Annotated in this window: 19 protein-coding genes; 6 read left to right on the top strand and 13 right to left on the bottom strand. The window is 49.3% G+C overall.

Annotated features, from left to right (window positions below):
* The first annotated feature begins 118 nt into the window (after positions 1-118).
* Complete coding sequence (locus tag LRP49_RS21935; protein ID WP_274145017.1) at positions 119-1,258, top strand: FIST signal transduction protein; 1,140 nt, start codon at positions 119-121, stop codon at positions 1,256-1,258.
* A 5-nt stretch (positions 1,259-1,263) separates the two neighbouring features.
* Positions 1,264-2,718, top strand: a complete 1,455-nt coding sequence (locus LRP49_RS21930) for a sensor domain-containing diguanylate cyclase (protein WP_274145016.1) — start codon at positions 1,264-1,266, stop codon at positions 2,716-2,718.
* On the opposite strand, the gene tpx is transcribed toward LRP49_RS21930, so the two are convergent.
* Positions 2,715-3,218, bottom strand: coding sequence for a thiol peroxidase (tpx, locus tag LRP49_RS21925; RefSeq protein ID WP_274145014.1), 504 nt, complete (start codon positions 3,216-3,218; stop codon positions 2,715-2,717). The two genes, LRP49_RS21930 and tpx, sit on opposite strands and share 4 nt — an antisense overlap.
* A gap of 225 nt (positions 3,219-3,443) precedes the next feature.
* On the opposite strand from tpx, the gene ppnP reads away from it, so the two are divergent.
* Entirely contained in the window at positions 3,444-3,722 is a 279-nt protein-coding gene (gene ppnP, locus LRP49_RS21920; RefSeq protein ID WP_274145012.1) for a pyrimidine/purine nucleoside phosphorylase, read from the top strand.
* Positions 3,723-3,779: 57 nt separating this feature from the next.
* Here the strand turns inward: ppnP and LRP49_RS21915 are convergent, their stop codons facing one another.
* The 12 genes from LRP49_RS21915 to LRP49_RS21860 form a co-directional block, all read right to left on the bottom strand.
* Positions 3,780-4,958: a glycosyltransferase family 4 protein gene (locus LRP49_RS21915; protein WP_274145011.1), complete on the bottom strand. Its 1,179-nt coding sequence runs from the start codon at positions 4,956-4,958 to the stop codon at positions 3,780-3,782.
* Positions 4,959-5,143: 185 nt separating this feature from the next.
* A complete protein-coding gene (fis, locus tag LRP49_RS21910) occupies positions 5,144-5,440 on the bottom strand; it encodes a DNA-binding transcriptional regulator Fis (RefSeq protein WP_002542007.1) in 297 nt (98 codons plus the stop codon).
* A gap of 22 nt (positions 5,441-5,462) precedes the next feature.
* Positions 5,463-6,428: a tRNA dihydrouridine synthase DusB gene (dusB, locus tag LRP49_RS21905; RefSeq protein WP_274145065.1), complete on the bottom strand. Its 966-nt coding sequence runs from the start codon at positions 6,426-6,428 to the stop codon at positions 5,463-5,465.
* Between the two features lie 148 nt (positions 6,429-6,576).
* Positions 6,577-7,461, bottom strand: coding sequence for a 50S ribosomal protein L11 methyltransferase (gene prmA / locus LRP49_RS21900; protein ID WP_274144984.1), 885 nt, complete (start codon positions 7,459-7,461; stop codon positions 6,577-6,579).
* A gap of 155 nt (positions 7,462-7,616) precedes the next feature.
* A complete protein-coding gene (panF, locus tag LRP49_RS21895) occupies positions 7,617-9,071 on the bottom strand; it encodes a sodium/pantothenate symporter (RefSeq protein ID WP_274144983.1) in 1,455 nt (484 codons plus the stop codon).
* On the bottom strand, positions 9,064-9,345 hold the full coding sequence (locus LRP49_RS21890) for a YhdT family protein (RefSeq protein WP_274144981.1): 282 nt from the start codon (positions 9,343-9,345) through the stop codon (positions 9,064-9,066). The genes panF and LRP49_RS21890 overlap by 8 nt, the downstream gene beginning before the upstream one ends.
* Positions 9,346-9,508: 163 nt before the next feature.
* Positions 9,509-10,855, bottom strand: coding sequence for an acetyl-CoA carboxylase biotin carboxylase subunit (accC, locus tag LRP49_RS21885; protein WP_274144980.1), 1,347 nt, complete (start codon positions 10,853-10,855; stop codon positions 9,509-9,511).
* 12 nt (positions 10,856-10,867) lie between these two features.
* On the bottom strand, positions 10,868-11,326 hold the full coding sequence (gene accB / locus LRP49_RS21880) for an acetyl-CoA carboxylase biotin carboxyl carrier protein (RefSeq protein ID WP_274144978.1): 459 nt from the start codon (positions 11,324-11,326) through the stop codon (positions 10,868-10,870).
* A gap of 26 nt (positions 11,327-11,352) precedes the next feature.
* Entirely contained in the window at positions 11,353-11,808 is a 456-nt protein-coding gene (gene aroQ / locus LRP49_RS21875) for a type II 3-dehydroquinate dehydratase (protein WP_274144976.1), read from the bottom strand.
* Between the two features lie 395 nt (positions 11,809-12,203).
* A complete protein-coding gene (acs, locus tag LRP49_RS21870; protein ID WP_274144974.1) occupies positions 12,204-14,153 on the bottom strand; it encodes an acetate--CoA ligase in 1,950 nt (649 codons plus the stop codon).
* Between the two features lie 230 nt (positions 14,154-14,383).
* Positions 14,384-15,007 (bottom strand): 3'-5' exonuclease, encoded by a 624-nt coding sequence (locus LRP49_RS21865; RefSeq protein WP_274144972.1) that lies wholly within the window; start codon positions 15,005-15,007, stop codon positions 14,384-14,386.
* 1 nt (position 15,008) lies between these two features.
* Positions 15,009-16,811 carry a DUF294 nucleotidyltransferase-like domain-containing protein gene (locus LRP49_RS21860; RefSeq protein WP_274144971.1) on the bottom strand — a complete coding sequence of 601 codons (1,803 nt, stop codon included), beginning with the start codon at positions 16,809-16,811 and terminating at the stop codon, positions 15,009-15,011.
* A 208-nt stretch (positions 16,812-17,019) separates the two neighbouring features.
* Between LRP49_RS21860 and LRP49_RS21855 the strand changes: the two genes are divergently transcribed.
* The 3 genes from LRP49_RS21855 to LRP49_RS21845 all read left to right on the top strand — a co-directional run bounded on the left by LRP49_RS21855 (position 17,020) and on the right by LRP49_RS21845 (position 21,990).
* Positions 17,020-18,210, top strand: a complete 1,191-nt coding sequence (locus tag LRP49_RS21855) for a 3-phenylpropionate MFS transporter (protein WP_420791657.1) — start codon at positions 17,020-17,022, stop codon at positions 18,208-18,210.
* A 112-nt stretch (positions 18,211-18,322) separates the two neighbouring features.
* A complete protein-coding gene (locus tag LRP49_RS21850; RefSeq protein ID WP_274144968.1) occupies positions 18,323-21,775 on the top strand; it encodes a hybrid sensor histidine kinase/response regulator in 3,453 nt (1,150 codons plus the stop codon).
* 2 nt (positions 21,776-21,777) lie between these two features.
* The gene (locus LRP49_RS21845; protein ID WP_274144966.1) at positions 21,778-21,990 is read left to right on the top strand and encodes a hypothetical protein; all 213 of its coding nucleotides are present in this window, start codon (positions 21,778-21,780) and stop codon (positions 21,988-21,990) included.
* Positions 21,991-22,006: the final 16 nt, after the last annotated feature.

Here is a 22,006-nt window from a genome sequence, read left to right as displayed (position 1 = left end):
AATCAGAGGGAAGGTGTCAGCGTTCGTCTTGCACCTCCCTTGTGCTCCTTTTGGTCAACCCGTGGAATCTTACCTATTCTAGAAAGAAAGACATTGTCTCAATCTCGTGGAGGTAGATGTGATTCGAAGTGCTCAATGTACGTGGTCAAAAGATTCTGACTGGCACTCTCTCGAAACGCTGGGAGTGATGGACTCCCCCCAGACCCTCGTGCTTTTGTTTGGGGTCACTGACTCACCAGAATATACCGATGCCGTCCACCGCTTATTGGCATTTTTCCCCAATAGCCATGTGGCTGGCTGCTCGAGCTCTGGCGAAATCAATAACAGCGTCATCAGCGTGAGTGAAGCGCAGATTGTGGCGACAATTTATCAATTCGATCACACCCAAATACGTATTGAACACATTGATATAGAACCAGAGCGTTCCTTTGAAGCCGGAAAGGTGCTTGGAAAATCCTTGTATCAAGACAGCCTGACTTGGGTGTTTGTCTTGAGTGATGGCTTGATGGTCAATGGCAGTGAGTTAGCCAGTGGCTTCAACAGCATACTTCCCGCCTCGATCCCCGTGACGGGGGGCTTAGCCGGAGACCATGGCCGATTTGAGAAGACGTTGGTGTGGTACCAAAATCATGCCAAGTCAGGACGCATTGTTGCCATTGGCTTTTACGGACACAGGCTGCACGTTGGGTTTGGGTCTGGCGGTGGTTGGCGAGAGTTCGGTCCTGATAGAACGGTCACGCACTCTGAATCCAACGTGGTGTACGAAATCGATTATGAGCCAGCGCTTTCTCTCTATCGGACTTATTTGGGTGAACAAGCGAACGAACTGCCGGGGAGCGGTCTGCGCTATCCGCTGAACTTGTACGTGGAAGAAGCGGGCACGTCGGTGATTCGGACATTGCTTGCTATTGATGAAGAAGAGGAAAGCGTAACGTTTGCGGGTGACGTACCTGAAGGCGCGAAAGTCCAGCTAATGAGTGCTGATATTCCGTCATTGGTAAAAGGCGCGGAGGATGCGGCGAAGAACTGTGAGGGTAAGTCATCGCCGGATGCTGCCATCTTGATTAGCTGTGTGGGACGGCGACTTTTGTTTAATCAAATGGCGGATGATGAGGTCGACGCGGTGCGAGAGGTGCTCGGGAAAGACGCCTTATTATGTGGCTTCTACAGTTATGGCGAGTTGGCACCTTATGGTCAGGCGTTCAATTGTGGCTTGCATAACCAGACCATGACGATCACCACTTTGAAAGAGGATTGAGCCCGATGCATCGATTGCTGAAACGGCAATTGGAAAAAATCTACGCCAATGATCGCCCTGACGATGATAAATGGCGTGCGTTGGTGGCATTGATTGATGAGGCCTATGAGGGCTTTGAAATCAACGATCTGCAACTACAGCGAGCTCTGGACATCAGCTCTAACGAGCTGAATCAAAGAAATGGAGCCCTGTCAGGCCTTCTGGATGCTTTCCCGGATTCTACAGCGACGTTTAATCGGAAATTGCGACTGCTGGAGTTCAGGGTGGGGCAGGGATTGGAGCGTTACGAAAGTCTAGTCGCGCGGCGCGCAACCGTATCTGACTTGCCTTTTATTTCCAATCCAGCGTGTTTTGAGGAGAAACTGAAACAAGTCCAAGAAACCAAAGTGCCGTGTCACTATGAATATCAGCTAACTCAACATATTACTGATCCAAAGTTTATTGAGGCACGCATCTCTCCTTTTGATGAAAACAAGCTATTGGTGGTTTTTAGAGACATCACCGAACATCGGATGCTTGAGCGTCTGCGTCGAGAGGCGTTCGATCGTATTAATAAAACTGAAAAGCAACTACGGAAAATCATCGAAGGTGCGCCGGTTGGCATGGTCCTGAGTGATCACAAAGGGGATATCTTTCTGGTGAACGCGTTTGCTCAGCGTTACTTTGATTTTCAGTCTGATCAGTTGATCGGTCAAAACAGCCAGCAGTTGATCGCCTTGAGTCAGCGAGAGCGATACAAAGCGATGAGTGAGGGTGTTTTGAATGATCCGACACAGAAGTTTGTGCGTGGCGATTTTGAAGTGATCACCTCTAATGGCAGTAAGCTATTGGCGGACATTGGCATGTCTAGTCTTCAATATGATGATAAGCATTGGGTGGCGCATACCTTTTCTGATATCACAAAACGCAAGCGGTTGGAGGCCGAACTGCGTGTTCTCGCCTCCACGGATCCACTGACGGGAGCACTTAACCGCCGCCAATTTATGAACAATGCCAATCAAGCATTTGCTGCGGCCCAGCGCCACCATCGCCACGTTAGCATCCTTGCCTTGGATGTTGATCACTTCAAAGGCATAAATGATAACTATGGACACAGTGTGGGAGACACCGTACTGATTCGCTTGGTCGACAAGATTGAAAGCATGTTACGAAAGCAAGATTCATTGGGGCGTGTCGGGGGAGAGGAATTTGCCGTGCTCTTGCCAGACACCAGTAGCTTAGAGTCGATTGCCATTGCAGAGCGCATCCGAGAAGGACTGTCGCAAATGGATGTTGAGTGTGACGTGCGCAAAGTGCAATTTACAGTCAGTATTGGTGTGTGCGCCAATTCCCCGTCAGTAAAAAGCGTCGAGAACATGTTGGACTTGGCGGATATCGCGCTTTACGAGGCCAAACGGGGAGGTCGAAATCGCGTTGTTGAGTATCAACCTCCCATGGCAAAGCAATCAATGTCTGTTTAGCTGCTAAGTGCCGCCAATGCCGCATCGTAGTTAGGTTCATCACCCAGCTCTTTGACCAGCTCAACGTGTTTCACCACGCCACCTTCATTCAGTACAACGACTGCACGTGCTGATAGACCGACCATTGGCCCAGCCGCAATAGCGACACCGTAGTCTTTCATAAAGTCAGGGCTTCTCAGCGTCGACGCATGCTGAACGTTCTTAAGCCCTTCTAATTCACAGAAACGGCTAGCGGCAAACGGCAGGTCCGCAGAGATACACACTACCTTGGTATTGTTCATAGAGCCCGCTTTTTCATTGAACGCTCGAACACTCGATGCACAGGTTGGTGTATCGATACTGGGGAAAATATTGAGGACAACTTTGTTCCCTCTGAGGCTTGCGAGGGTGAGATCTGACAGGTCAGCAGCTGCTAACGTGAAGTCTGGCGCGGAAGAACCGACGCTTGGCAGCGTACCTGAAAGTGGAATGGCGTTTCCTTGGAAAAAGGTTTCTGACATGGGGCTATCTCCTTAGCTATTGAGTAAAAGCAGACAGTAAGTCTGGCACATATTGTTAGCATTCCGTTGTTGAAGTTTTGTACATGCATAGCCTAGTTGCTGTCAGATTCTTGCAATAACAGAGATGGAGCCATGACCTCAAAAATAGTAGTTGGGAACCTACAGAGAGTGTGATAGCGTCAGGGAAACCGAAAGGATCAAAAAATTCAGTAATTAAGGACAGTGATGTTAAAAGTTAACGAGTATTTCGACGGTAACGTAAAGTCGATTGGCTTTGAAAACAAAGGCCCAGTAAGCGTTGGTGTGATGGAAGCGGGAGAGTACACTTTCGGCACTGCAGCACCAGAGCGCATGAAAGTCATCAAAGGCGAACTGACGGTGAAGCTGCCAGGCAACATTGACTGGCAAACCTTTGGCGCGGGCGACGACTTTGAAGTTCCGGGCGAATCATCTTTCCAAGTGAAGGTTGAGCAAACGACGGCATACCTCTGCGAATACCTTTAATTTCGCCAGACATGAAAAAAGCGCCGATGGGCGCTTTTTTTGTTTTTACCGATTCGTTTAGGCGTTTTTCGCCGCTACACCACGCAGATAAATTTGCTCTAGATTGTCGGCATGACCCAGCATTGAGAAATGCGTCAGTGCGCGCTGATACGCGTTCTTGGCGTTTGTTGCTAGCAGGGTCGAGTCATCCAGATACTGCTTTAATGCTTCCGCGATGGATGCAGGATCTTGGGGTTTACAGTAGACCCCTGTGTCCTCAAGGATCTCTGGCAACGCGCCAGTGTCTGATACCACAATGGCACAATTTTGAGCCATGGCTTCGATGGCGGTCAAACCAAACGCTTCGTTCCAATACGGCAGGCAGACAATCTGCATCTCTTCCAACAACGTACTGACATTACTGCGATAACCGGCAAGATGGATACGACTTGCAAATGGGGAGGCATTAGCCTGCGTTTGTAATGCTTCTGAAAACGCTATATCAGCACCTTCATCGCCATTTAGACCGCCAATCAGTACCAAGTGAGTGTCTGGATATGCATCAGCAATAAGCTCAAAACCTGCCAGTAAATCCGCCTGCCCTTTACCGTCACAAATACGACCTACCGAGCCGATGAAACGGGTGTCATGGGCAAGGCCATATTCATCCGCCAGAATGTGAGGACGTGTCGCTTCGCTGAAGGTTTTATTTTCGATGTAAGTACCAAGCCATAGGCGTTCGATTTTATCCGTCGGTACAGGCAATGCTTTGATGTTGCGCTGATAAGTTTCGTTACTGATAGACAAAACTTGATCGACATGACGGTACACCCAGCGGTGATAGATATCTTTCTTTGGGCGTTTCACACCCATGTGCTCGGTGAATACGGTAAAGCGAGGTTGCAGCAAGTTCAGCAGTGCTGAAATCAGAATGTCGCCAGACTTATGGCAGTGAACTATCTGAACATTACGTGCTTTCAGCCAGCGATTGAGTGCTATCAGAGTAGTGCCAAAAAGCGCGGACTTCTTGGATACAGTGAATACTTCCATACCTGCATCAGTCATCGCATTCGCCACACGAGAGTTTTCTGTTGCTAGACCGAAAACACGATAACCGTGCGCGACAAACTCTTTGCCCATGCGAGAAGGGTACATTTCGAGCCCACCCCAGCCTGTTGAAAGGCAAATGTGTAAGATGGCAGGTTTGTCATCATTGCGCATCTTGACGGTGTCGCTGGTGGCGTTTTTGTGCCCCATTTTGTCTCTCCGGTGTATTGCAGTGTGGCGTAGCGAATTGAAGGAGAGAGTATAAGTTCAGTAGGTAGGGGGTGCAATTTGTCATTGTGTTCAAAGAGGGAAGGCGAGCGCAGATCGTCAGAAACAACAAAGGCCAAGCTGTGAAAAACTTGGCCTTTGTTTTGAAACACTAAATAAGACTGAACTTAGTTCATGCCGTATTTTTTCAGTTTCTTACGCAGAGTACCACGGTTGATACCCATCATGGTTGCAGCGCGAGTTTGGTTACCGCGAGTGTACTGCATGATGGTGTCCAGCAGTGGTTGCTCAACTTCTGCCAGTACCAGCTCGTACAGGTCGTTGACTTCCTGGCCATTCAACTGCGCTAGGTAGTTTTTCAGGGAGGCTTTTACTGAGTCACGCAGTGGCTTCTGGGTGATTTGATCTTGTGAAGTCACAGTAGTCACTGTCAATGCTTCTGAAGTCAGGTTTTGTTCGAACATACTCTGTCAGCTCTTCTCGTATTTATGCAACGTTTTCGAAGTAATCTTGCAGCGCATCGATTTGCTGGTGGGCATCTTCGATTGCGTTGAAAGCCTGGCGAAAATCGCCAATTTGATCATGTTCTTTCAGGTACCATCCCACGTGTTTACGTGCAATACGGAGACCTTTGAGCTCACCATAGAACTGATGAAGCTCTTGAACATGACCCAACAAAATTGTTTGGACCTCTTCCATCGACGGAGCCGCTAGTTCTTCGCCGGTGGCTAGGTAGTGTTGGATTTCGCGAAAAATCCAAGGTCGCCCCTGTGCTGGGCGGCCAATCATCAATGCATCCACACCGGTGTAGTCGAGCACATACTTGGCTTTCTGAGGTGAATCAATGTCCCCGTTAGCAATAACAGGAATAGATATCGCCTCTTTTACCGCTCTGATGCTGTCGTACTCGGCTTCTCCTTTATACATACAGGCACGTGTACGGCCATGAAGGGCCAATGCCTGAATGCCACAGTCTTCGGCCATTTTGGCGATCTGGACGCAATTTTTATTGTCCGTATCCCAACCTGTCCGTGTTTTCAGCGTGACGGGAACGTCGACAGCTGCAACAACTGTTTTTAGGATTTGCTCGATGATGTCTGGTCGGGTCAGCAATGCTGAACCAGCCAATTTCTTATTGACCTTTTTTACCGGGCAACCCATGTTGATATCGATGATTTGCGCACCGTTCTCAACACAATAACGCGCGGCATCTGCCATCAGTGCTGGTTCTGCACCAGCGATCTGTACAGAGCGTACTCCCTTCTCATCCAGATGTACCATCCGGTTTTTTGATTTGGCTGTGTGCCACATCGCCGGGTTGGAAGACATCATTTCGCTCACCGCCATACCTGCGCCATGACGCAAACAAAGTTCGCGAAATGGTCTATCGGTTACACCAGCCATGGGTGCAACGATAAGCGTGTTTTCCAGTTTATAAGGTCCGATCTGCAAGGGAATATCTTCTATGTCAGCAAGGGCGCGCATTTTACGCATTTTTTGCCAGTCTGAAAAGGCCAATATTTGAGCGTTTTATCTTGATTTTCTAAAAAGCCAAATAATTCAGTTTTTTAGTACAAAAAACGCTCAGTTATTATGTTCTTTACGCTCTGTGTGCAGTGATTCTGCACCATTCTTCCTTGATAACGATTTCATCAACCGTCAATTCATCGCGATAACAGTCAGCGACAGACTCTGCTTGCGAGTCAAGCACGCCAGACATAGCCAGTTTACCGTTAGTGGCGATTAGGCTTTTAATGATTGGAGACAGTTCACGCAGTGGGCCAGCCAGGATGTTTGCGACAACCACTTCAGCTTGCAGATCTTGTGGCTGATCTTTTGGCAAGTAAAGCTCAAGGCGGTCGGCAACGCCGTTACGTTCTGCGTTATCTTTAGATGCTTGCAGAGCTTGAGGGTCGATATCGATACCGATCACTTTTTCCGCACCTAACAGCAAAGCTGCGAGAGACAGGATGCCCGAGCCACAACCGAAGTCGATAACGGTTTTGCCGCTTAAATCTAAGCCGTCTAACCACTCAAGACAAAGTGATGTGGTTGGGTGCGTACCTGTGCCAAATGCGAGACCAGGGTCTAGCATGATGTTAACGGCATCTGGATCTGGCGCATCACACCAACTTGGACATACCCAAAGACGCTCACCAAAGCGCATTGGTTTGAAGTTGTCCATCCATGCACGTTCCCAGTCTTTGTCTTCCAGCTGTTCGATCTTGTGGGTGAACGCTTCGCCCAACAGTGGATTAGACTTCAGAATCGCAACAACGGCGTCCATATCAGTTTCAGCGTCATAAAGCGCAACAACATCGGTTTCACCCCATAGGCGGGTTTCACCAGGCATAGGCTCGAATACCGGGGTATCTTTGGCATCAAGGAAGGTTACTGACAATGCGCCAGCGTCATCCATTAGCACATCACCAATCGCTTCAGCTGTTGCTGCAGTCGCATTCAGTTTGATTTGAATCCAAGGCATGGTTTCTTCACTTATTCGTCTAACTACGTTTTTAGGGGGCGGAGTCTAGCATAAAAAGTAGTCAGGTCGCATAGGTATGCGTAACGTCATTGGTAAGAAAGCGTGAAAAAAAGGGCAGCTTTCGCTGCCCTTCGATAGTTCTGCCCTTCAGTGCATTACGCTTGAGCCGGCTTAGCGGTGTAATGTTGTACCGAACTTACTAGCAAAAACGCAATCAGACTTATCGCGAGTGAAGGCACAATCGCATGGATGCCGCCCATGTCAGGCTTGAACGTGGACAACGCTGCATAGAAACCTAAGCCCGTTATCATCGAAGTGAGTGCACCAGCTGCTGTGGCTTTTTCCCAGTAAAGACCAAGAATGAGTGGCCACAGGAAGACTGCCTGCATGCCGCCAAACGCTAACAGATTTAGCCAGATGATCATGTCAGGTGGATTGGTCGCAGCGACAAACACCAACAACGAGAAGATGCCTGTTACCCACAAAGATAAGGTCGGCAACTTGCTCTCTGTTTCTGGCGCATCTGCAGCCTTAGGGTTGATGTAGTTAAGGTACAAGTCTTTCAGCAAGGTTGCAGAAGCTTGAATCAACTGAGAATCAATCGTCGACATGATTGCGGCCATTGGGCCCGCTAGAAAGATACCCGCGACCACGGGGGGCAATACGGTCATCATCAAGGTTGGCATGATTTGGTCAGGGTTGTCGATTTCCGGCACGATAGCGCGACCTAGTGCACCTGCGAGGTGCATGCCCAGCATCAAAAAGGCGACCATGGCGGTACTGATCACCATGCCTTTATGCAGCGAACCGCTGGATTTGTAAGACATGCAACGAACGGCTGCGTGAGGTAGACCAATCACACCAAAACAGACCAATACCCAGAAACTCAGCATGAACGGTTCGGTGAGGAACTCATTCGGGCCGTATGGCGTGACGAGTGCAGGATCGATGTCATGAAGCTTGGTGATCATATCGCCCAAACTGCCACCTGCGTGAACGATACCAATCAAAAGCGCAATGGTACCGACGATCATCATGATGCCTTGAACCGTATCCGTCATCACAACGGCACGGAACCCGCCAATGGTGGTATAGATGCCAACGGTTAGCGCAAACAGCATCAATCCATGGGTGTATGAAAGTCCTGTGACAGTTTGTAGTAGGCGCGCGCCACCGACAAATTGCACGACCATGGTACCGAAGAAAGCCAAAAGCAACGCGAGAGAGGCGAAGATGACGACGCCACGGTTCTTGTAGCGGGCATAAAGCATGTCATTGAGCGTTAGCGCATTGTGACGACGAGATTCAATGGCAAACTTTTTGCCCAACACCCCCAGCGTCAGCCATGCCGCTGGAAGCTGGATCATTGCTAGCAATACCCAACCCAACCCCATTTGATAGGCAGCACCTGGGCCACCGATAAACGAACTGGCACTGGCGTAGGTTGCCGCTAAGGTCATCGCAAGAACAAAACCGCCCATGCTGCGACTACCGAGCAGATATTCATTCAGAAAACCACCGCTGCGGTCACCCTTGTTGCGCGAGTAGAATGCCACGGCAAACACGGCAACCAGATAGAGAGCCATTGGAATAAGAAGCTGACTATTCATTTTCTGTGTCCTGCTCGATATCTAGCGACATGTCTTTGAAAAGGAATTTCACCATCAGTGCACACAAAACAGTGAATAAAATCGGGCCGACAACACAGGCAAGCAAAAACCAAAGCGGCAAGCCAAAGTAAAGCTCTGGCATCGCTTGTTCAATGCCTTCTGGGGCCAAGCCGTAGGCAAATCCGTACCACCAAAGGAAATAGGCAAGCGCAAGGGCAATTGCCCACTTCGCTTCTTTATGAGCCTGGCGGTAACGGCTGCTAAGCGTTTTCATTAGAAGCCTCCAAACAGTGTGACGCGCATTGGCGTGACTGTTTCTTTCATACAGGAAAAATGGGTCGCCTATTTTCGCAAAAGTCAGGGAAATGTGACAGTGATGCTGAATGGGAAAAAGAAAAGGCTGCGCAAGCGCAGCCTTTTTGAACCAAGCGAAGGGCTTATTTTTGTAGACCCAGCTTCTTCTCTAGGTAGTGGATGTTCGCACCACCATGCTGGAAGTTTTCATCTTTCATGATTTCCAGCTGAAGAGGAATATTGGTTTTGATGCCGTCGATGATGGTCTCTTGCAGTGCGTTACGCATACGTGCAATCGCAACGTCACGGTTCTCACCGAAACAGATCAGCTTACCGATCATTGAATCGTAGTGTGGTGGCACGGTATAGCCAGAGTACACATGTGATTCCCAACGAACGCCCATACCACCTGGTGCATGGAAACGGTCAATCTTACCTGGGCTTGGCAGGAAGCGAACCGGATCTTCTGCGTTGATACGACATTCGATAGCATGGCCACGGATTTGGATGTCATCTTGAGTGAATGACAGTGGTTGACCAGCGGCAATGCGAAGCTGCTCTTTGATCAGGTCAACGCCGGTAACCATTTCAGTCACTGGGTGTTCAACCTGAATACGGGTGTTCATTTCAATGAAGTAGAACTCACCGTTTTCGTACAGGAATTCGAAGGTACCCGCGCCGCGGTAACCGATTTCGATACATGCACGGCAGCAACGCTCACCGATGTACTTACGCATTTCTGCGGTAATACCCGGTGCAGGTGCTTCTTCCACCACTTTCTGGTGACGACGTTGCATTGAACAGTCGCGCTCACCCAAGTGAATTGCGCCGCCTTGGCCATCAGCCAAAACCTGTACTTCAACGTGACGTGGGTTTTCTAGGAATTTCTCCATGTAAACCACGTCGTTGTTGAATGCAGCTTTGGCTTCGGCGCGGGTCATCGCGATAGCGTCTGTCAATTCTGCTTCAGAACGAACAACACGCATGCCACGGCCACCGCCACCACCTGACGCTTTGATGATTACTGGGTAACCGATACGTTTTGCAAAGGCTTTGTTCTTCGCTGCATCGTCATCCAGAGGGCCATCAGAACCAGGTACACAAGGCACGCCCGCCTTTTTCATGGCGTTGATTGCAGAGACTTTGTCACCCATCAGACGAATGGTGTCAGCGCGAGGGCCAACAAAAATGAAGCCTGATTGTTCAACTTGTTCTGCAAAATCCGCGTTTTCTGATAGGAAACCGTAGCCTGGGTGGATAGCTACCGCCCCAGTCACTTCCGCAGCACTGATGATGCGAGGGATATTCAGGTAGCTTTCTACGCTTGATGCAGGGCCAATACAGATTGACTCATCGGCAAGCAGTACGTGCTTCAGATCGCGGTCGGCAGTTGAGTGTACAGCAACGGTTTTGATGCCCAACTCTTTACATGCACGCAGGATACGAAGTGCGATTTCACCGCGGTTAGCGATGACAATTTTATCTAACATATCTGTCCTCGATTACTCGATGATGATCAGAGCTTCGTCAAACTCAACGGTCTGGCCGTCTTCACACAGGATTGCTTTAACAACGCCTGCTTTGTCTGATTGGATTTGGTTCATCATTTTCATCGCTTCAACGATACACAGGGTATCGCCAACGTTGACTGACTGACCGACTTCGATAAATGCTTTTGATTCTGGGCTCGGTGAGCGGTAGAAAGTACCTACCATTGGAGACAGTACTTTGTGACCCGCTACTTCCGCAGGTGCTGCTGGTGCCGCAGCTGGGGCTTCTACTGCTGCTACAGGCGCGGGTGCAGGAGCTACTGCTTGAGCGGGTGCAGCATAAACAGGTGCAGCGATAGGCGCAGTGGCACGACTGATGCGCACTGATTCTTCACCTTCAGAGATTTCTAGCTCAGCGATACCTGATTCTTCAACCAGTTCAATCAGTTTTTTGATCTTGCGAATATCCATGGTGTCTTATCTCTTTAATATGTTGTTCAGTTGGTCTTTGATTGCAGGCGACTTGCCGCTGCCCTCAAAGCAAATTCGTAGCCTTGTGCTCCCAACCCCACGATGACGCCTTCGGCTTTATCGGAGAAATAAGAGTGATGGCGGAAAGGTTCACGAGCGTGAACGTTGGACAAATGCACCTCAATGAAAGGGATGCCGACAGACAAAATCGCGTCTCTGAGTGCTACACTTGTATGCGTGAAGGCGGCGGGATTAATGATGATGTAGTCAACATTACCCATTGCTTGATGGATGGTTTCAATCAAGACATGTTCCGCGTTTGACTGTACATGCTCAAGGGTAATATTGAGCTGTGTAGCAAGGGCGGTCAGATCGGTAACAATCTGATCTAGCGTCTTCTGTCCGTAATGTCCTGGTTCTCTAACACCCAGCATGTTTAGGTTTGGGCCGTTGAGAAGTAAAACGTTGCGATTTTCTGTCATCTTGACCGCTTTGTTCCTGTTCTTGTTGCGAAAAGTCCCTAATTTCTGCTTTCTGGCACCAAATGGTTTGAGAACCTAAAAAATGGCACTCCAGCCATGTACTGAAACGCAATTATAGAGAAATCACGGCAAATGGCAGCAAAATACTGGTCTTATCAGACATATTTTGCCAAATCCGGATATACATTACCGTGTTATGACAAAGCGTTCGCGTGAAGAGTTCATAATTTAAGCAGCCTTGTCGATGAAAGTGTTAATTCAATCCCACATTTGGCGTTATCACCGAAATTACGCGCAGTATTTAAGAAATCGAGTGCATATTGACCAGTAATTAACACGAAAAACGGGCAATAAAAAAGGCCGCATAGCGGCCTTTTTTGTTGCGTCGAATAGGGTTAAACCACGCTAGATTTCTCTGCGATGAGTTTGTCTACCACGCTTGGATCTGCCAGTGTTGAGGTATCCCCCAAGCTACCAGTATCGCCAGTTGCAATCTTACGCAGGATACGGCGCATGATTTTACCTGAACGGGTCTTCGGCAAGGCATCTGTCCAGTGGATGAAGTCCGGCGTCGCGATAGGACCAATCTCCTTACGTACCCAATTCTTCACTTCTTTGGTTAGCTCTGCGCTTGGTACTTCACCAGCATTAAGCGTGATATACGCATAAATTGCTTGGCCTTTGATATCGTGGGGAACACCGACGATTGCTGCTTCCGCGATTTTGTCGAACGCGACCAGCGCAGATTCAATTTCCGCAGTACCCATACGGTGACCGGAAACGTTCAGTACGTCATCCACACGTCCTGTGATCCAGTAGTAACCGTCTTCGTCACGACGTGCACCGTCACCAGTGAAGTACATGCCTTTGAAGGTAGAGAAGTAGGTTTGCTCGAAGCGCTCATGGTCACCGTTAACGGTACGCATTTGGCCTGGCCAGGAGTCCAGCATTACCAAGTTACCTTCGGTTGCGCCGTCGATAATGTTGCCCATGTTATCAACCAAAGCAGGCTGCACACCGAAGAATGGACGGGTTGCGGAGCCTGGCTTCAGAGCGGTAGCGCCAGGTAGCGGAGTGATCAAAATGCCACCCGTTTCTGTTTGCCACCAAGTATCTACGATTGGGCACTTGCTGTCGCCAATCGTCTTGTAGTACCACTCCCATGCTTCTGGGTTAATTGGCTCACCCACAGAACCCATGATGCGCAAAGAGTCACGCTTGGTACCTTCAATCGCTTCGTTACCTTTTGCCATCAGAGCACGAATAGCTGTCGGTGCGGTGTAAAGGATATTGACTTGGTGTTTGTCGACCACTTCACTCATGCGCGCAGTGGATGGATAGTTTGGTACACCTTCGAACAAAATGGTTTTTGCACCGTTCGCCAGTGGCCCGTAAATCAGGTAACTGTGGCCAGTGATCCAACCTACATCCGCAGTACACCAGAAGACTTCACCTTCTTGATAGTCGAAGACGTACTTGAAGGTCATGGTTGCGTAAACAAGGTAACCGCCTGTGGTGTGCAGAACACCTTTTGGCGTGCCGGTAGAACCGGAGGTGTATAGGATGAACAGTGGGTCTTCCGCGTTCATCTCTTCAGGCTCACAGTTGTCCGATACAACGGCTGTCGCTTCGTGCCACCAGACATCTCGGCCTGATACCCACTCAATATTGTTGCCAGTGCGCTGGTATACAACCACTTTCTCTACGGAAGAAACAGCAGGGTTAGTCAGTGCTGCATCGACGTTTTGTTTCAGTGGAACGGCGCGGCCGCCACGTACACCTTCGTCTGCTGTCACAACCACTTTGGCATTTGAGTCGACAATACGACCTGCCAGTGCTTCTGGAGAAAAGCCACCAAATACGATGGTGTGAACTGCCCCGATGCGAGTACAAGCCAGCATTGCGATAGCGGCTTCCATAACCATTGGCATATAAAGACAAACGACATCACCTTTACGGACGCCTTGGCCTTTTAATGCGTTGGCAAACTTACATACTTCGATGTGCAGTTCGTTATAGGTCAGTGTCTTATCTTCGGCAGGGTTATCGCCTTCCCAAATCAGAGCAACCTGATCGCCTTTGGTATCAAGATGACGGTCAATACAGTTAGCTGACACGTTCAGTGTGCCATCTTCAAACCATCTGATGTCAACGTGACCAGTGTCAAAAGAGGTGTTCTTCACCTTGGTAAAAGGTTTGATCCAATCTACGATCTTGCCGTGTTCGCGCCAAAAACCCTCAGGGTTAACAACAGACTGTTGGTACATCTCGCGGTAGTTGTCGTTGTTGATATGGGCTTTTGCTTCAATTTCCGGCATGACCGGGTGCAGGTGAACCTCACTCATTCTCTTTCTCCTTGTGTTCCTGCGTTGTGCTTTTGAGCACATCCTTTTTTCTGACAGCAGTACTTTATACGGGGTACGGTATTCCGATCTTGTCTTACTAAGGTCGGTCAGTTGGGGTTTCTCGACAATTAGACTTTAGGATGACACTTACGATTTCTCTGGAATATGTGAACTTACACGACGTAAGTCGTGGTTTGGCTCGCAATTCAATGAAAGCTGTTGCGCATGATTTAGTAATAAGTGGGGATTGGCACATCCCCGTATTTCAAGCGGACGTAAATCAATGCCGCACTGATGGAGTCTTGCAGTGCATCATGACGTCCAGACAGTGGCAGTTCTAAGTGGTGTCCTATCGCCTCCATACTCAAATCATAGTAGGCATTTGGCAGGGCTTGCTCTAAACGTTTACGATACATGTCGCTGACTTCAATTTCGCGATTAGGCAGTTTGAATCCCAGTTCTCGCTTGGCATAGCGGTCGAGAATGGTTTTGTCGTAGTGAATGTAGTAGCCAACGATAGGGCGATTTCCAATGTAATCGATAAGGCGCAGCATGGCCTCTTTTGTGTCCATGCCATTTTCTAAATCTTGATGGCGAATGCCGTGCACTTTAATTGACTGCTCGTTTAGTGACGTCGGTGCGCGGAGTGATAATAACAATGGCTCGCTGGTGATCAGCGTGTTTCCGCGAATCTTGATTGCGGCAATACTGACAAGCTCAGCTTTGTTTGGGTCGAGGCTGGTGGTTTCGCAATCCAGAGCAATAAGCTCGTCATCTGATGGTTTGCTAAAAAGCGGCGCGTAAGGCGTCTGTCGATATTTGTAGCGATACCAGTAACGAGTCAATGTGTTCATATTAATCCCTCACCTGATAGTGAGCGGCGAGGCGTTCTTTGAACCGTTTGACCACCGATAGACAGTCTCGTAACAAATCACGTTCACTGCGCGGCAAGCGAGAGACATCTAACTGGTTACTGTCATGCGTTTCACTGTCCAGCTGCTGCTGAAGACGCGTTTTCACAAACAGTTTCAATGCCTCTGCTAAGTTGTTCGCGGTTTCTTCGTCTAACGCATTACAACGAGTGAGGGCAGACAGTCGGTCAAAGGTATTGGTCTCTTTTAGTCCGTTTTCTAACGCTAAAGTCCTTACGCCATGCACCAATGGAAAAATGCCCCCCTTTTTGACATCCAATCCCTCTTTATCCGTTTTTAGGCTGCCAAATAAGGTAAGTGGTACCCGAAATGCGAGACACGGACGGACGAAAGTGTTTAGCGCAAGCATGTTGCCACTGAGTATGTTCCTCAGGTTTTGCGTCACAGGATCGAGCAACCCTTTGTTTCCGGCTACAGCTTTGCTATCTGCAATGATGGCAAGATCCATCAGGCTGCGCTCGTCGGCAATCTGGCAAAGCGAATGGACTGTTGTTTTCCATTCTGACTGCGACTTTACCCAGCGAGGATTATTGACCATGACACCGCCTTTACAGGGCGGATAACCCAAGCGGTTTAGCACTTCACTGAAGCGGTTCATGTAGTGTTCGATATCTGGCCAGTGCACACCATCGGCGATCACCAAGCCGTTATCTTGGTCGGTCTTTAGTATTTGTTCGCCGCGGCCCTCAGAGCCCATTACAAATAAGCAGCATTTGGACTGAAACGTTTCTGGCATGGTCAGTTGGAATGCTTTCTCTATGATCTGTTCGTTAACGGCAGAAATGAGTTCCATGACGAACGGAGTGTGAATGCCATTGTTGGTGAGCGTTGCCACAAGTTGCTGTTGGTTATTGGCGGCAAGCGCAAGCTCTTCAATGGTATGGGCGCGATTGATCTGAAGCGTCAGTACGTGAGAGTGGGTAGAGAACAAGCTAAGTACCTGAGTCATGTCGAGCATGCCGACCGTTTCCCCGTCTTTCGTTACTCTCACGCGTTTTACCCGATCTCGTGTCATCAAAATCATAACATTGAAGAGGTATTCGCCAATTTCGACGCTAATAACAGGTGCCGTCGCGATATCGCCAACGGGATCAATCAGTGCCTTCCCATTTTCCACCAATGCGTGCAGAAGGTTGGTGCGAGTGATGATACCAACCCGATGATCGCCGCTTTCCAGATTGACCAAGGCGCAGTCTTGCCGCTGCTTTCTCAATAAATGCGTCGCATCGTGAATAGAGGTGTGATGAGGGAGCGTCTGAATAGGTTGAATATTCGTATCGTCGACTTCTGTCAGTATAAATTCAGCGAGATTTTGTTGCTGTTGCGCTTTTTCCATCAGCCGCTTTCGTTGACTGAAGCTGGTACTGAAGTAGTCAGAAAATGCAGGGTTCTCTTGATAGAGTGTCATGAAAACTCGCTTGGGGAGGACGTAACACAATGTGTCTTCGACCGCACGATAACGATGATGTGCAAGCCCTTTGATCAAGGCTCTGGCATCGAACAAGTCGTCCTTTATGTATTGCGCCTGTACCTCTTTGGTTTCAGGTTGGATCTCCTGCACTCGACCTTTAATAACCACATACAATGCATCATTGGTTTCGCCTTTTTCGATGATTGCATCACCTCGGCGAAAGTAAGCTACATCCAACGATGAAGTCAGCAACTTTGCTTGCTGCTGGCTCAGTCGGTCAAAAGGTGGCGATGAAAGATCAAACGGTTCAGGCATTGGTAATTCCTTTGCAGAAGCACGCAGTTAAACGTCAATGTCTCTACCCAGTTTGTCTTAGCACATCAAACTGCGCCAGCCGACTTTAGTCTATGAAAATAGACAGTGATAAGAGGCAGCCTCACGATATCTTGCTGTAAGTTTGCGCGTTTCGCTGTCAAAATAGCCGTCACTTTAAAAGCCTTCTCTAGGATGCAATTCGTTGAACATGTTTCGTCCCTCTCCCTTTTCGTGGTTATCGATCTATTTCGGGACATTTTTCTTTGCTTACGGCGTTTACTTACCCTTTTGGTCAGTTTGGCTCGCGTATATGGGACTGTCCGCAGATGACATAGGGCTTGTTATTGGAGCCGGTGTTATGACGCGCTTTGTGATGAATTTGACTGTCACTCCTCGCTTTCATTTGCCAACCCATTTGTTGCCCGCACTTCGTGCCATTTCTTTTATCGGTGCTATGTTCGGGTTCTTACACTTAGCGGCAACACCAAACCTCTTATGGTTAACCGTGTTGTCAGTGTTAATTAACTGTGCGATTGGCCCGTCTGTGCCGGTTTCTGATGCATTGGCGAATCACTACAATCAGCGGAATTTGCTCGATTATGGCAAAACACGTTTGTGGGGGTCGTTGGCGTTTGTTTTAGGCTCGACAGTGACGGGTCGAGTGGTGGAGCACTTTGGTCCTCAATCAATCATTGTACTTGCGGCAATCGGATTGCTGGCTACGGGCTTTTGGACATTGCTCTCACCAAGTGTGTTGCCGTTAAATGACTCGGCGAGCCCACCGATCCGGCCAAAACTCTCAACGGTCATTAAATCGAAAGAAGTGATGACGTTTGTGTTGCTGGTGTCATTGATTCAAGGAAGCCATGCGGCCTATTACGCGTTTAGTTCGGTGCATTGGATAGCATCAGGTATTTCTGATTCCACAGTCGGTTACCTATGGAGCATCGGTGTCGTGGTGGAAGTGACGATGTTTGCCGTTAGCCGTCGTTTGTTTGGTCACTGGGAGGTGCAGTCACTTTTTCGTCTTGCGGCTTTGGCCGTCATCGTTCGCTGGGGCCTGACAGGATGGTCGACGGACGTGAGTATATTGGTCTTCGCACAATCACTACATGGCGTGACGTTTGGTCTCGCGCATATTGCTGCGATGCGCTACATCCAGCATCAGCCCTCGGACAAGTTGATGGCTATGCAGGCACTTTACAATGCGATTCCTTTGGGGGCCGCAATGGCACTGCTGACCATGGTAAGTGGTGCTCTTTACGGCTGGATGCAAGGGGATGCCTTCTATGTAATGGCCGCATTGGGTGTGCCAGCGTTGTTCCTGACATTACCCAAAAATCAGGAGCAGAACTTAGGTGTGAGCGCGAAATCTGAGGAAACAGCGCAACGCGAGTAGAGAGGTTCATCACGACGCGAGGGCGTGGCGTTGTTGTCATTTGAGTGACGTGGTAAACAAGCACTTGAAGCGTCAACGTACCTCGCGTTAGGTGTATGTCAGGGAAGGATTTATGTCGGTAGGATGGATAGTGGTGCCGGTGGCATTGGCGTATCTGGGAATTCTGTTTCTCATTGCTTGGTATGGCGATAACCGCCCGCGATGGCTTCGAGGATGGCGCCCCTGGATCTACAGCTTATCGATTGCTGTTTACTGCACGTCCTGGACATTTTTCGGCACCGTCGGGCAGGCATCGAGCCAACCCTGGTCGTTTCTTCCCATCTACCTCGCTCCCATTCTTGTTTTCACTATTGGCTGGCGATTTCTCGCCCGCATCATTCTGATCGCCAAACGCGAGCACATTACCTCGATTGCTGACTTTATTGCTGCGCGATATGGAAAGTCGCAAGGGTTGGCGGTAATGGTCACCATCATTGCCGTGCTCGGCATTCTGCCGTACATCGCTCTGCAACTTCGTGGTATCACCATGGGGCTGGATGTGATCGCCCCGAACATCGGTAAAGAGGCAGGACTGAATCAGGGACAGATTGCTTGGTTAGTGTGTGTATCACTTGCCATGTTTACCGTCTTATTTGGGACACGCCACATCGATTCGACCGAACACCACCGAGGGATGATGATGGCGGTGGCCTTTGAGTCTATCGTCAAACTCGTGGCGTTTTTGGTGGTAGGCATCTTTGCTGTTACCTTGCTTTGGAATGCGCCCGTTCCGCTCCCGTCACTCAAGGAAACCAATGTGGTGGGGACGCCACAATGGGGGTCTTTGTTAGTGCATACCATCTTAACCATGGCGGCGATTATTTGCTTACCGCGTCAGTTTCATACCATGGTGGTAGAAAATGCCCGTGCGCAGGATTTGCATACGGCACGCTGGGTGTTTCCTCTGTATTTGCTATTAATGGGCATATTCGTGCTTCCTTTGGCGTATGCAGGACAGGTATTTTTGCCGAGTGCATCCGCAGATACCCACGTGATCCAGCTACCGCTTGCGATGGGGAGCGAAGGCATCGCGCTACTTGCGTTTTTGGGCGGCGCATCCGCGGCAAGTGGCATGGTTATCGTCTCTACCATCGCGTTGGCTATCATGGTGTCAAACGATTTGGTGCTGCCGCAACTTCTTCGCCGTATGCGCATTTCCAATCGCAATTTCACTCAGTTCTCCGGTTTACTGCTCAATGTGCGTCGTGCGCTCATTTTTCTCCTGTTGATTGCTGCATGGGGTTTCTACCAACTGATCCTCGAGGTGCCTTCGTTATCTGCAATTGGCTTTTTGTCTTTTGCGGCTATTGCACAGTTTGCCCCCCCGTTGGTGGCGGGAATTTACTGGCGCCAGGCAAATAAAAAAGGGGTATATGCTGGGCTGTTTTCAGGTTTCGTTGTCTGGCTGATGACACTGATGATGCAGACGGGGATGCTCGCAGGAGATGCGAGCAGCAACGTGGTGCTCTGGATGCTCACGCCGCCTGACTTGCCTTTCTTCCGTTCACTGAGTGCGGTTGACTGGGGGATGGCACTTAGCGTGATGGTGAATACTGCCTGCTTTGTGGTGGTGTCAATGGCAACGCGGCCTTCGTTGAGTGAACGTTTACAGGCGGCGAGTTTTGTTGGTACGCCGCTACCCGAAGGCGACGACTCAAGCCTCTACCAAAGCAGAGTAACGGTTGCAGAGCTCGAAATGCTGGCTGCACGCTTTGTGGGACGTACACGTATGCGCCAGACTTTTCGGATGTTTGCCGAGCAGCGTGGGGAAACCTTGCTACCGCAGCAGCAAGCAAGTGCTGCACTTATCCGCCATACAGAGCGTGTACTCGCTGGCGTGTTTGGTGCGTCTTCGGCCAAACTGGTACTTACCTCTGCCCTGCAAGGGCGAAATATGCAATTGGAAGAAATTGCCACCATCGTTGATGAAGCCTCCGAATTGTTCGATTTTAGCCGCGGCCTGCTGCAAGGCGCGATTGAGCATATCAGCCAAGGGATTTCCGTGGTCGATAAACAACTTCGGCTGGTGGCGTGGAACCAACGTTACGTCGAGCTTTTTAAATTCCCACCAGATTTAATTCAGGTTGGCAGACCGATTGCCGATGTGGTGCGTTACAACGCCGAACGTGGGCTTTGCGGACCTGGAAATATCGATGATCACGTAGAAAAACGTGTGTCTTTTTTACGGCAAGGGTCGTCCCACACATCGTCACGTGTTCATCCAGACGGGCGAGTGATTGAAGTGCAGGGGAACCCGATGCCAGGGGGCGGATTCGTCATGAGTTTTACGGATATTACCGCTTTCCGTGATGCAGAAGAGGCACTTAAACAATCCAATGAAACCTTGGAAGCGCGTGTTATTGAGCGTACCCAAGAGCTTGAAACACTGAACCGTCGCTTGTTTTCTGCGACAGCGAAAGCCGAGCAAGCATCGCAATCGAAAAGCCGACTGTTGGCTGCGGTGAGTCATGATCTAATGCAGCCTATGAATGCAGCGCGCTTATTTGCATCATCACTCAGTGAAATGGCGCAAGAAAAAGACGTGCAGAAGATGTCTTCGCACATTGAAAGTGCATTGGGTGCCGCGGAAGATTTGATCGGTGATTTACTGGATATTTCGCGCCTTGAGTCAGGGAAGATGAAGGCCAAAGTTGCAGACTTTTCGCTGGATGAGGTGTTTTCAACGCTGGCTGCAGAATTTGGCATGATTGCGAAAGAGCAAGGGGTCGATTTTCGCGTACAGCCAACAGGTATTCGCATTCGATCTGATAAGCGGCTTCTTCGCCGTGTGCTGCAAAACTTCCTCACTAATGCATTTCGCTACAACCCAAATGGACGCGTGTTATTAGGTGCGCGTCGCAAGGGCAATAAAGTACGCATCGAGGTATGGGACAATGGCCCTGGGATCCCAGAAGATCGTCAGCAGGATATCTTTAATGAATTCACCCGCATTGATCGTAAAGGGGCTGAATTAGGACTTGGCCTTGGACTTGCGATCGCACGAGGTATTAGCCGTATCCTTGCCCAACCTCTTGATCTTCGTTCGTGGCCGGATGAGGGGACGGTATTCTCCATCACTGCTCATCGTTCGACGATGATGCCTCTGCAGGGAGACACTCGCATTGAAGATGACGCACCAACAAAAAATGCCGAGCCTTTGGCTGGGGTGCGTGTACTTTGTGTGGATAATGAAAAAGACATTTTGACAGGAATGGAAAGCCTTTTGACCCGCTGGGGATGTAAGGTGAAAGTTGCGGAAGATTTGGAACAAGTCGTTAGTATTATTGATGAGGGGTGGCAGCCCAATGTCATTCTCAGTGACTATCATTTGGCCCCATCTCTCACGGGATTGGACATTTTGCAACGTTGCCGAGAATTACTCGGTGATGGATTTATCGGGACCATTATTACCGCCGACAGAACACCTGAAACGCGTTTGATGATCCGAGATAAAGGGTTTAGTTACATTGCGAAACCTGTCAAACCTATAAAACTCAGAGCACTGCTTCAGCAGGGAGAAAACTGACCATGGAAGCTTTTTCAATACCGCGATTAGATACCGAAGCTGGATTGATTCGAGCTGAAGGTATTTGGGATCCCCTAACGGCAGAGATTCAAATCACAGAGCTCGCGATGATGGGAACTGATGGTTGGATGGACGTCAGTTTTTGGTTAACTGAGCAAGAGCACGAAGCGAGAGTGGCAGCAGTACTCAAAGCTGCCAAACTCTATCTCGTGTGAAGACATAACCGCATTG

Source organism: Enterovibrio qingdaonensis (genome assembly GCF_028683135.1).
Taxonomy (GTDB): Bacteria; Pseudomonadota; Gammaproteobacteria; order Enterobacterales; family Vibrionaceae; genus Enterovibrio; species Enterovibrio qingdaonensis.
This window is presented reverse-complemented; position numbering and strand designations above follow the sequence as displayed.